General features: G+C 39.2%; 8 protein-coding genes. All 8 read right to left on the bottom strand.

What is annotated here, in order from left to right; genetic code table 11:
• Entirely contained in the window at positions 1–2,157 is a 2,157-nt protein-coding gene (locus L1967_RS07255) for a glycoside hydrolase family 43 protein (RefSeq protein WP_249601066.1), read from the bottom strand.
• An 89-nt stretch (positions 2,158–2,246) separates the two neighbouring features.
• Complete coding sequence (locus tag L1967_RS07250) at positions 2,247–3,374, bottom strand: glycoside hydrolase family 43 protein (protein ID WP_249601065.1); 1,128 nt, start codon at positions 3,372–3,374, stop codon at positions 2,247–2,249.
• 12 nt (positions 3,375–3,386) lie between these two features.
• Entirely contained in the window at positions 3,387–4,616 is a 1,230-nt protein-coding gene (locus tag L1967_RS07245) for a DUF2264 domain-containing protein (RefSeq protein ID WP_249601064.1), read from the bottom strand.
• A gap of 3 nt (positions 4,617–4,619) precedes the next feature.
• On the bottom strand, positions 4,620–5,468 hold the full coding sequence (locus L1967_RS07240; protein WP_249601063.1) for a glycoside hydrolase family 16 protein: 849 nt from the start codon (positions 5,466–5,468) through the stop codon (positions 4,620–4,622).
• 202 nt (positions 5,469–5,670) lie between these two features.
• Positions 5,671–8,838: a beta-galactosidase, LacZ type gene (gene lacZ, locus L1967_RS07235; protein ID WP_249601062.1), complete on the bottom strand. Its 3,168-nt coding sequence runs from the start codon at positions 8,836–8,838 to the stop codon at positions 5,671–5,673.
• Between the two features lie 26 nt (positions 8,839–8,864).
• Positions 8,865–10,058 carry a glycoside hydrolase family 88 protein gene (locus L1967_RS07230; RefSeq protein WP_249601061.1) on the bottom strand — a complete coding sequence of 398 codons (1,194 nt, stop codon included), beginning with the start codon at positions 10,056–10,058 and terminating at the stop codon, positions 8,865–8,867.
• Between the two features lie 73 nt (positions 10,059–10,131).
• On the bottom strand, positions 10,132–11,439 hold the full coding sequence (locus L1967_RS07225) for a BNR repeat-containing protein (protein WP_249601060.1): 1,308 nt from the start codon (positions 11,437–11,439) through the stop codon (positions 10,132–10,134).
• Between the two features lie 161 nt (positions 11,440–11,600).
• Entirely contained in the window at positions 11,601–13,232 is a 1,632-nt protein-coding gene (locus L1967_RS07220) for a RagB/SusD family nutrient uptake outer membrane protein (RefSeq protein ID WP_249601059.1), read from the bottom strand.
• Positions 13,233–13,249 lie beyond the last annotated feature (17 nt).

Genomic DNA, 13,249 nt, shown 5'->3' with positions numbered 1-13,249 from the left:
TTAATTTAAAGGTGCTATACCTTCTAAAGTTGGTTTAACTTCGATTATCGAACCGTCTTCGTTAAAAGCTAAGCTATCGATAGCAACCTCACGATGGAATCCGGCAGCTTCTCCCATAGCTTCGCCTTTAGGACGTGTAAAACGATGATACACTAAATACCATTCGTCTTTTCCCGGCACCTGAATAACTGAATTATGACCTGTAGCTAAAATTTCCTTTTTCACATCTTTTTGGATTACGATATTATCTTCAGGAATAGTTAACGGGCCAAGTGGGCTATCGGCTGTGGCGTAGCGTACTTTATAATTTGGGCTTCGCGTATCATCTTCAGCCCACATAAAATAATATTTTCCATTTCTAAAGAAAACTTCGGCCCCTTCTCTAAAGGTATGATCTGGAGTGAGTACTTTTAATGTATTTTCTTTGATAGAGGTCATGTCGTCATTAAGCTCTACAACAGCTAAAAACCCATTCCCCCAGTACAAATAATTTTTACCAGACTGTGGATCTTCAAAAATATCAGGATCGATATTTTGTCCCCCTTTTATGCCTTCTGGCTTCTCTGAAATTAATGGTGCTCCAGAATCTTTAAATGGACCTTTAGGACTATCTGAAACGGCTACTCCTACCTGCTGTGCTGCTGTAAAATAATAGAAATATTTATACTTTCCATCGATTTTTTTCTCGATCATTGTTGGTGCCCAGGCATTTCTGCTGGTCCAGGAAACATCTTTCTCTAAATCGAGAATTACACCTTCGTCTGTCCAGTTTACTAAATCTTCAGAAGAAAAGGTTTTAAAATAGGTTCCAGACCAACTGTTAAAACCATCGCTGGTTGGGTACAGGTAATATTTTTTATCTTTTTCAGCATAAATAATTTCTGGATCAGCATAATACCCTTCAACTACCGGATTATTGGCTACCGCTACAGTCACCTGAAAAGTTTTGGTCTCGTCACCTGTTGAAATGTCATAAGCTACCGGACCATTAGAAAAATCCTGAGCCCCTTCGGGAGAAACCGCAACCCCCGGAAGTGTTTTAAACTCAGGATTAAAATTACTGATATCTGTACCATATTTTACAGGAAGATAAATAGTATTTTCATCGCTTTTTATTACAATATTGTTCTTTTTTATAGCCGAATTTGAAGCGCCTGTTACACCAACCAGATCATCTGAAGGGAAAGCGTTGAGTAAACGCTGCAACTCTTTAATCGTAATAGGCATTACCGTTCCGTGTCTTGGATGAAAATTCATGGATATATCTTCATCTACGATTTCAAAATTCTTTAAATCTGAACTTTTGGTAAATTGATAACTCCCGTCCATGTACACATCGTACATCAGGATATAATCTTCAGAATTAATCAATTTAAATACTCCAGATCCTTCTACCGCTTTATCAGTTTGATCTACGTTCCCGGGCTCTGCCTTATATCCTGAAGTCAAAGAATCTGAAATAGCTACTTTTATCCCTTTATCTTGATCTCCTTCGGTTTTATAGAACAAATAAAACTTGCCGTCTTTTTTAATAATATCACCGTCTATAGATGCCTTTTTGTTCGGATTAAAAAACAATTGCTTTGGTGCACTTTCCAGACCTGTAAAATCTTCGTTTACATAAGCATAATATATTTTATCATAGCTTCCTGGCTCTAACATCGAGAAGTACACCATATATTTTTTTGCAGCGGCATCGTAAATGGTTTGTGGCGCCCAAACCCGCATCACCTTTGAAAACTCTGGATAAGTTTGTGGAATATCAATAATAGAACTAGACCAGCTAACCATATCATCAGATGTTAATAGCGTCATGGCTGTATTTGTCCAACCCTTTTGCGATAAAAGATCGGTCACTACCATATAATATCCACTACCATCTTCTTTTCTTAAAATATGAGGATCACGAACGCCTCCGCTTAGGCTGATCTCATTTGAAGATATAATGGGCTCGTTGTTGTTTAACGCATAGAAGTTATAACCATCTTTACTAATGGCGTAACGAATGGCTTCTTCTCCATCGCCATTACCGGTAAAATAGGTGAATAAATAGGCGGTGTATTCGCTTTCCTTTTGTCCATCTTTACAGGAGAAAAGAGTGATACAACATAGTAATAAAATAAAATTTACAGGCTTCAATAAGAATTTGATGTTCATTATGGTGATATTTTCGGATTTTATCATTTAAGTGTTAAATATACACTTTTTAACGGAATTAGAAATAATTAATCGTAATGCTTACTAAACTATAATGACCAACTATCTTTCCATCGAATGATTGGCTTATCATCTTCCCATTCAATCGGTAACCAGATATATCGTCCATCAATATGATTTTTTGGCTTCCATCGATCTGCCATAAATATAAATTCATCATCTTTTCCCTGTACGGGTAAAATAAACGTACTTTGAGAAAAGAAGGTTTTATCGGCATTTTTTCCTCTTGCAGGGTTTCCTAGTTTTTCCCAGGGTCCCATCATAGATTTGGCGCGGAATGACCTTGCTGCATTTGGTTCCCAACCGGTTAAGCCTGAAGTAATCATATAATAATATCCTTCTTTTTCAAAGACTGCCGGTGCTTCATTTTGCCCGCCGGGTTGCATACGCACCCATTCCCCGGTAAAATCAAGATAATCATCAGTTAATTTTGAAATGTGAAGCGTTTGATTTTCTTCTGAAGAAGTGATATGATATGCCGTACCATCTTTATCGATATAAATCGTCATATCACGTGACATTTGTCCTTTTTCGAAATCACGGCGAACAAACATTCCTTTATTTAAAGCCTTTTCCCATTTTGGTGTCCACCACTCTTTTGGATCTCCCTTTTTTGGGGTAGCTTTCCATGCTTCTTTAAAATTTTGTGGCCATTTTCCCGAATTTGGACGATAGGATTTTAAATAGGTAAATGGGCCTGTTGGAGATTCACTGGTTGCTACTCCGGTTCGGGCGGCAGAATATCCCTGTCCTTTCAGCTCCAAATGAAACCACATCACATATTGCCCCGTTTTTTCGTTATACACTACTTTCGGCCGTTCCATTACACTGCCCGAAGTAATCTCTGAATCGGGATCTTTGGATACTGAAAGGGCTACGCCCTCATTTTTCCAATTATATAAATCTTCTGAAGAATATACGGTAACCCCAACCCTGGCCAAACTAGATTTTCCTTTATGTTCACCATACCAGTAATAAGTACCGTCTTTAAACATGATCCCGCCACCATGCGCATTAATATGATTTCCATCGGTATCTTTCCATATCTCGCCAGGATAAAAAGCAGTATAGTTTGGTGCTGTAGATTGCGCTTCTATGTCGATATTGAACAAAAACACAGCTAAAATAATGAGGTATTTGAATTCCGGATTTTTCATTTTTCGTGGGGGTTAATGTGCGTGATCTATAGGAATGGTTTCTCCACTCCATATTTTCTTTTGAGTCCAAGGTTTTGCAGGTGCTGTCCAGAATTCGTCTTCAGGAGAAAGTCCTAAAACAAGAAAAGCTTCGGTAGATAAGTAAAGGCTTCCGGTAGAAATATAGCCTTCACCAATATTATTTTGATGGCCTACAAGACCAACCTGAAGCCATCCCTCTTTATCGAAGGTTCCTTCAGCTTCAATTTGTCTTTTTATAACCGCATATAAAGCTGACCGAACCTGAGAAGGTGCCAATTCCTGACTTAAATTTTTCCATAGTGCTATCTGAGAGAGTGACTGAAAAGCACCAAAACGATAAGCTAAAGACCTGCCAATTGGTGGATAGGTTCCGGTAGGAGAGATTAACCGCTCCTGAATACTGGCATATCTTTGCGCTCTTTGTTGTACTTTTTTAAAATCTTCTTTTCGGCCCACTCCTGCTTCATCCATCGCTTTTAGAATGTCCAGTAACATAGGCTGAATCACAAAACTATTATAGTAATCCCAATGAAAATCTGGTCCGTCCCCATACATTCCGTCGCCCAGATACCATTCCATGTGCTTATTTATAGGATAAGATAGTCGAACCATATCGGCTTTTTTATCGAATTTTAGCAAAGCAGCTTCAACCATTCCTGTAAACAACAACCAGTTACTGTAATAAGGCTCGATATCCCGAGACGATTTTAGCGCTTTTATAACGTTCCTTTTTGTTGCCTCAGAGAGTGGCTCCCACAACTGCGTAGGAGCTCTAAGTAATCCCTGAGCAAAAAAAGCAGCATCTACCAAAGGCTGACGATCTTTATTGAAATTCATAAAATCTGCCGACTCAGGATCGGTTGCTTGATCAATTGCTTTTTGAGCTAATTCGATATATTTTTCTCTTAGTTTTCCTTCTTTAGTATCATCTGGCCCAAGCTCCAGCCAAGGTGCAATCCCGGATAATGTTCTTCCAAAAGCCTCTAGATAAGTTACATGGGTACGATCGTCCCAGGCACCCGGTGAACGCTCTATAGGCATTTTATCTTTTAATTTTCCTTTGGCCAGATTACTTAAAACCGGATCGGCTATTTTGACTAAAGCGTTTACATAAAATTCCCGGACCTCTTTAGGCGCCGGCTGATCTACTTCCTGAGCATTTATACTGAAACTCAAAAAAAGTAAACTAAATAAAAAACTAAGATTGGATATTTTCAACATACGTTATTTTTTCTGGTAGACTCTTACATACTCGACTTCATATTTTCTGGGAAATGCAGTTTTTGAGGGATCTCCGCCATTACCACCAATTGCTAGATTAAGTAAAATATAATGGGGTTGATGAAATGGATTAAATCCGTCGGGATTCTGGGTTTTGGAAAGCTCTATTGTGTTTAGCAATTCGTTATCCAAATAGATTTTGATATCATCTTTTGTCCAGTCCATTTTCCAGATATGAAATTTATCTGCCCATTTTGGATCTTTTTCAAGGAATTTTGAGAACGGGATTTTCTCGCTATCCCAAGATACATAGGCTTTTTCTCCCTTCCATGCGGCATTTGCTAAAATTGCAGGTTTTTGATCGACTAAATAATATTCCATCACATCGATCTCTCCATTAGAAGGCCATCCTTTCTTTATACCAAGCGTCCAGATTGCCGGCCACATTCCCATCGAGGTATCGATCTTGGCTTTTACTTCTAAAATACCGAATTGAAAATCGAATTTACCATTCGTATTGATACTGGCTGAAGTATATTCTGCAAATTCCCTGTTTTCTCTCCAGTTGCTACTCTCAGGTTTATATTGGTGATTTTTAACCGATTCTTTTTTACCTGAAATTATCAGTTTTCCATCATGAATATTTGCATTTTCAGATTGATACCATTGTAATTCTTCATTGCGAACAAAACCATTTTCATAGCCCCAAAATTTAGGGTTTGGTTTGGTTCCCTTTTCAAATTCATCAGACCAAACCAGTTTATATCCAATGGGGACAACACTGTTTCGCTGAACTGCACAAGATTGGAAAACCCATAAAAAAATGACTAAAATCGATGCTTTTTGAAGCATGTTTTACAAGTATTTAAATTAAAAACAATACAAAGACAGTCGAAACGGCTTTCAATTTTTAATAGATCATCGAGTAAACTATCCCCAAAGAAAATTAATCCTATAGGGGATAGCTCCCAACTCACATTGTAATGTGGTTAGAATCTTTTTTTGAGTCTACTTTTCAAACTTAAGATTCTAATTTTTTCAACATATTCATGGACTACTCCACCAAAGAAATGGTATAGGAATAGCGGTAGCTGTTATCTTCCAATCGGTATGGTCGATGTGGGTAACGTCCCCAGGAATCATCCCCGCCAAGACCACGTTGTTTAAGGTCGATATGTAAAAACACCTTGTCCTGAACCTTAATATCGGTAGGGTGGCGTTGCGCCTTGTGTTCCCCAGGATCCAGATCTTCTGTCGACACATTTAAGGCACTAAAGCCCAGTGGCTGTCCGCCAACGATCTTTACTCCGTTGCCCGTTTTATTTTTAAGCAGGATCCACCTGGTATCGGTTTTATAGCCGGCCTCCTGTGGACGGATATATTCCCAGGTAAACTGGTTTTCTACCTTATCATCATAAATCCCCATAAAGGCTGAGGTATTTCGATCGGAATAATTCTCCCACGGGCCACGGCCGTAATAGTCCAGATGGTCGTAGTCTCCCGGTAGGATCATCCGCATTCCAAAACGTGGAAGTTCGGGAAGGTCTTTCTTGCTATCTAAAATAGCGGTTACCTTGATATCCCCATTATGTTCAATAACATATTCCACAGTATAGGGTACATCCACACCAGCCAACTGATAGGTTACGGTAATTTGCTGCCCTGCTTTTGTTTTTTTGGCAACTTCAACATTCGTCACTTTGGCATTATGGGTGGCTTCTTTCCAGGCTTTTAGTTTTGCTGGCATGCCGTTCCCAAAATCATTATCGGTGGGTGCCCTCCAAAAATAAGGCACTGGGAATACCGATATTGGGGATCCTTCAGCTCCTTTTATATGATAAGCTTCAAAGTTTCCGGTTTCAATATTAAAAATCCCTTCGATTTTTGCTGTTGAAAAAAGAAGCTGATCGCCTTTTGTTTTTACTTTTAGATTTCCTGTGGCATCAGCCCCCTCTTCAGCAAAAAATGTATTTTCACCTAGTTTAAACTGCTCCCTGGCAATCTCATGATTTGCAGGGACCATGGCTTTGGCTTTTTGGGTATAGGCATACACGCTTAAGAAATATTCCTTCTCCCCCAATGTTGGTAATGAAATACCTATCGCCTTGGTGGCATTGGGGGCAACAGCTACCGTGAATTCCCCGGTTTTTACAACTTCACCATCGCCCAGCAATTCCCATTTAAAATCGAAAGCCTCCAGATTGGTGAAATCGAATTTGTTGGTCAACAAAATAGAGTTTCCCTCCAGCTCAAATTTGATGTTCTGGTATACTTTTTTAACCTCTTCTAAAGCAGGATGTGGGGTACGGTCGGCACTTACCAGTCCGTTGGCATTAAAGTTTTGATCGTTTTGTAGTTTTTCTGCGCCAAGGTCGCCCCCGTAGGCCCAAAATTCTTTCCCATCTTCCGTTTTAGCACGCAGTCCCTGGTCGACCCAATCCCAGATAAAGCCGCCCTGCATGTGGTCACTGCTATCGATAATATCCCAGTATTCCTGGAAGTTCCCGTTACTGTTGCCCATGGCATGGGAGTATTCACACATAATAAAAGGGCGCTTTTTGCTATTATCTTCGGCATATTCCTTCATGTATTCCATACCGGGGTACATGGGACAAACAATATCGGTATTCCTATTTTCACCGGCCTGCTCAAACTGTACTTTTCTTGTGGTATCCCGTTTTTTGATCCAATCGTAGGCTTCGTAAAACACGGGGCCGTTCCCACTTTCGTTCCCTAAAGACCAGACGATAATTGAGGGATGGTTTTTATGGAATTCTACCATGCGTTGGATACGGTCCATATGCGCGGGTGCCCATGCTTCCAGATAGGCCGGGTGCTTGGATTTATCAAAATTCCCCTGCCATTCGGCGCCCATCCCATGGGTCTCGATATTGGCCTCGTCGACCACGTACATCCCGTATTCATCGGCAAGTTCGTAGATATAGGAATCGTGTGGGTAATGGCTCATCCTAATCGCATTGATATTGTTTTTTTGCATCACCTCGATATCCTTTCGCATCATTTCACGATCGGGTGTATGGCCTTTATCGGGATGGTGCTCATGTAAATTCACCCCGTTTACGGTAATGGGCTCCCCATTGACCATGAGCTGGGCATTTTTGATCTCGACTTCACGGAACCCCGTTTTTCCTGCAATGGCAGCCACCTCATTGCCCTTTTTATCCAATAAGCTAATGCTGTACTGATACAGGTTGGGAAATTCATTGCTCCATTTTTCAACCTTGGCAATGTTTTTACTGAAGTTTACTTTGGTAGCGTTTTTATCCAATGCTTTGGTTTCGGTATACACCTGCTTTCCGGAAGGGGCCGTTAAAACGAATCTTACTTTTGGCCTTTTGAGGCTGCCTTTATCAAATTCCTTGAGTGTTACGTCAACCTTTAATTCGCCATCCTGATAATTGTTGCTCAGTCCGCTGGTGACAAAATAATCCCAAAGCGTGGTTTTGGGAACGGCCTGTAGGTACACATCCCGTTCTAAACCGCTTAAACGCCAGAAATCCTGATCTTCCAGATAGCTGCCGTCGTGCCAGCGGAATACCTGAACGGCCAAAAGGTTTTCCCCTTCTTTTAGCAGGGTGGTGATATCAAATTCTGCCGGGGTTTTAGAGGCTTTGGTCATCCCGGCTTCTTTACCGTTTACAAAAATCCTGGCATAGCCCGAGATGGAACCAAAACGAAGGATGATCTCGTGATCGTCCCAGGATTTAGGGATGGTAAATGTTCTGCGGTACGTCCCTACCGGATTGTAAATCTCTTCGTTCCCACCTTTGGTGTTGGTGTTGATGACTTCCCCGTCGGCTGTTTTTTCCTGGGAAGGGAACCCGATATAGGGTGGGTTTTTGGGATGGGGATAGGTGACATTGGTATAAATGGGAAGGTCGAAGCCTTCCAGCTCCCAATTGGATGGGACGGTGATATCGTCCCAACTACTGTCGTTTAATGATGCTGAATAAAAATCTTTGGGACGCTCACTGGGGTGCTGCACCACATGGAACTTCCAGGTGCCGTTAAGGCTTTGGTAGAAAGTTGATGCTGTGGGATCGTTTTGTAAGGCTTTTTTTGCTGAAGTGTAAAGCACAAAGTCACTACGGCCCTCAAGCTTATGGGCATCTACCTGGGTGGGATCTTCCCACTCGTTGTGCTGTGCATGGCCTGCCGCGATCAATAGCAAGCACAGAAGGCGTAAAATGTTCTTTTTCATAGTTCTATAGTATTCGATTTTCGGTGTTACATCGCTTTATATCGGTGGAATGCTTCAATAAAATAATAATCTCCATAAGTTAAAGGAACGTCTACTTCGGTGCTGTTAGGCATATTTCCCACACCGTGTTTCAGTAAAAAGCCACCTAACTCGCCCTGACCTGCTAAATATTCTGGGCTGGATAAAGTTTTCAGCATTTGTTCAGCAGCAGTAAAATATTCAGTACTATTAGTGAATTCATACAATGCTAACAAAGCGGAAGCCATCACTGAGGCGGCAGAACTATCTCTTAAATCATTCGGAATTTTATCGCTATCGAAATCCCAGAAAGGCACTTTATCGTCTGGAAGATTAGAATGATTTAATATAAAATCGGCTATATTTTTTGCCATCTCTAAATACTTGTCGTTCTTGGTGGCACGATACATCACTACATAACCATACAACCCCCAGGCCTGACCTCTTGCCCAGGAAGACTCGTCTGCAAATCCCTGATTGGTGATTTGTTTTTTCACGGCTCCGGTATTTTCATCATAGATTACTTCATGATACGAACTATAGTCTTTCCTAAAATGATGTTTCATGGTTGTATTGGCATGATTTACGGCAATGTCATAGTAGATGCTATCACCACTATGTTCTGTTGCCCAAAACAGAAGCTCCAAGTTCATCATATTATCGATAATCACCACTAAATCATCTTCTCCTGCTTTATTCCAGGAAGCACTATCCCATGATCTAATGGCTTTTACTGTATCGTTATATCGAGTGGCCAGTGATTTGGCACTATTCATTAAGATTTCCTGATATTCTGGTTTAGGGTCGATACGGTTGGCATTGCCAAAACTGCAAAACATCATAAAACCAAGATCGTGTGTAGCGGTATTAGATTCTTCTTGCTTAAGATCTTTTAATATCCTTTCGGCTTCGATTTTTAAGCTATCTATCCCGGTTTCTTCATAAAGATACAGTAGCGTACCCGGATAAAATCCGCTTGTCCACCAGCCCGAATTACTAGATTCAAATTCGTTGTTTTCAGGATAAAAAGTTTTTGGATACCTGTTTTTTTCCAATTTTTCAGCCATTGTTAAATACTGACGGGCGGCTAACTGATTCACCGAATCTATTTTTTCTTCGGAAATCGTTTTGGTGATTTTTTCTTCTGAAGTTTGATTTGTTTTATCTTCTTTAGTCTTCTTATTCTCTTTGCACGAGCTCATGCTTATAAGAAATACAAAGACGCTTAATATTTTAATTGTTTTTAATTTCATTAGGGTTGTGAACTATAGTTATTTATTTTTTCGGCAAATTTGAAACTTCCAAAACCCGAACCATTGTAGGCTTTGCTTTTGCAAGACCTTCACCATCAACCTGCGTTACTTTTTGGACAAAAACATGCAGTTTCTCTTTGTTCTTCCAAAGCTGTAAATCATAATTTGGTTCCCATTCCCCAACAGATTCTTTTGTAAGATCGATTACCTTCCAGGGATCGTCGCTATGTAACTTGTGGTATGCCATAGAAACTTTATTTTCTCTTTCAGCATCTCTAAATAAAAGATAGATGATTGGGTTATTTTTTGTTTCCTTAATTAAAATATCTGGTCGGGAGATTGGAATTTTCTTGGTTCCACCACCACCTAATTGAAATGAAGAATTTCTAAAATTGGTGTTTTCGTGCTTCCATTTTCCATTTTCCAAATAGATTATTTGATAATCGGTTTTGTGATCTTCTGTCCAATAGGTTACGATAAAGGGATTACCATTTCTATCGGCCGTCATAGCAGTTTGATTAATCAATTCTCTTTTTTGCGGAATTTTCCACGCATATTCTGCTGTATTTACGGTTATGGGTAACCTATATTTTTCACCGGTCGATTTTTCCCAGGTTTCCCCACCATCTTTAGACCTGGCATAGGCCATATCATGATTAGTAGACACATCCCAGGTTTCACGCCATACCCATGATAAATGAATGATCCCTTGTTGGTCTACACAAGCCTGCCAGTAGGCATTTCGAGCCCCTTCGCCATCAATTAGATTGTCATGCAAATCTGTCCAATTTTGACTTTCAACATTATAAAGTTTTGAAACCAGTTTACCTTCTCCAGATTGCCCAGATCGATATAAAAAAAGAAGATTCCCGTTTTTGAGATTGTAAAATTGAGGGTAAGAAAGTTTATTTTCCTCTTTACCTGTCATCTCCATTTTATCTCCCAATTGTGTACTTAAAATGGTTTTCCCAAGGGCATAATTTAAAGGATTATCGTGGTGATCCCAGCTTACATGCAATTTCTCATTCCCATCTAAAGCTAAGCTTATAGAATTATGAGCGTCTTTCGCATTGCCCTTAAAATCACTTTTACTTAAATCGAAATTGGATGAATTCAGCTCTCTTTTTGCAATTACCATCTGCCCATTATCATCGTAATATCCCAGAAATTGATAATTACCAATAGATGTTATTGCATTTTTCCTAAAAATAGTTGTATTCACGGAATTATTAGCCCAGCCTTCTCCTACCCTAACCTCATCAACTCTTACTGCTGTACAGGATAGGCATAGAAAACTAAAATAAATAAGGTATACTAATTTAAACTTCATCTTTTAAATATAGGGTTTCCAATTTTGCTAAATTTTACTATATATAAAAGGGTGTATTTGATTTATTTAGGGGTATAAATTGTTCAATTTACTTAAAAGTAAAGAAAGAAAGCAGACAATTATTAAAATAACCGCCTGCTTTGCAAAACTCAAACTACTAACTAATATCCTGGATTCTGTTCTAAAACAGCATCTTTATTTAACTGTATTTCTCTTAAAGGTATAGGAAAAAGCTCATGATGTTCCTGAATTCCTTCAATTGTCATTTGTTGAGGAACCGGAGCCATATTACCCGTATTTAATCTTGTGGCTCTCTCTACTAACATCTTGGTTCTCATTAATGTCATTCTTCGATTCTCTTCACCAATCAATTCTCTTACCCTTTCATCTAAAATAAAATCCAGATCCATTTGTGATGCGTTCACAAGAGGTGCTCCTGCTCTTTCCCTTAAAGCATTAATAGTCTCGGCGGCTTCTATCGTTTTACCTTGTAGCACTTGTGCTTCAGCTTTTAAAAGGTAGGTCTCCCCTAATCGCATTAGTATAAAGTCCTTCCACATTCCATATCCAAATACATCGTTAGGATCAAACTGTCCCCATTTTAAAGTATATGGATTGATCCTGAATAAGGTATCGATACCGGTGTAAGGTACAGGATCACCATAATCGAAATCTACCTTACTGTAATCGAAATTAGGGTCATTGTAATATAGATTTCTTTTAATTGAAAACTGAGAATTACGCATATCTCCATCATCATAAAGATCATATAACACCCAATTATTTAGTCTAATACGGGATAAACCTCTACCCCCCAAAGAATCTGCCGGCACCATTCCATTAATGTTATGATAACCAGCCCCCCATACTCTACGATGCTGGGGATAACCACTGGCCCCCCCTCTAACTTCAGCAGGATTTTCATTTTCCAATACCCAAATAGCTTCAGTATTCCCTTCAGATCTTCTTTGATTACCTTTTAAAAACATATCTGAAAAAGGAGTTCCTGGCTCTGAAGCCTTTACTCCATAACGACTTTTCACTAAACTATATTCGCCGCTATTTAATATTATATTGGCCTGCTTTTCTGCATTCTCGGGATCTCCTATTCTTAAATAATATTCAGCGAATAATTGATTGGCTACATATTTGTTAACTCTGGATTCTAACTGCGGAGAAACAGAGGGATCGTTTAAATTTGCTGTTGCATATTCTAAATCTATAGCTATTTGTTTGTTAATTTCTTCTATCGGATTTCTTGTATAATCGAATCTGGCTTCGGTCACCGGTTCTAAAATTAACGGTACTCCTCCAAACAAAGTCGCCAAATTATTATAAGCTAAAGCCCGGAAAAATCTCGCTTCGGCATTAATAGCATTTTGTTTTTCTGTTGAGATGGTTTCAGGTGGATTATTTTCTATACTATAGATAATACTATTTGTATTTTCGACCATATTATACCATAATTCCCAACTTTGGTTAGCGGCACTATCATCAGTATTCAATTGATTATATTTAAACCAGGGAACTTCAACTCCTTGTGGCTGAGTTGGCCAAACTATATCTGTACCGGCTTGCCAAACGGCTAACCAGCCCTGCTCATTACTTCTTGTTTGCCATGTGCTAAGCATCTGATATAAACCAATTATTTGAGCTTGATATCCTAATTCATCATTTAAGGTTTCTGGTGTAAAATCAGATCTAATTTCTTCATCTAGAAAATCATCACTACAGGATACAAGTAATAAATTCAAGCTAAATAGTGATACGAGTATTTTATATTTGATATTCATATTTTCCAATTTCATTA

It is taken from the genome of Zunongwangia pacifica (assembly GCF_023499215.1).
GTDB classification, from domain to species: domain Bacteria; phylum Bacteroidota; class Bacteroidia; order Flavobacteriales; family Flavobacteriaceae; genus Zunongwangia; species Zunongwangia pacifica.
This window is presented reverse-complemented; position numbering and strand designations above follow the sequence as displayed.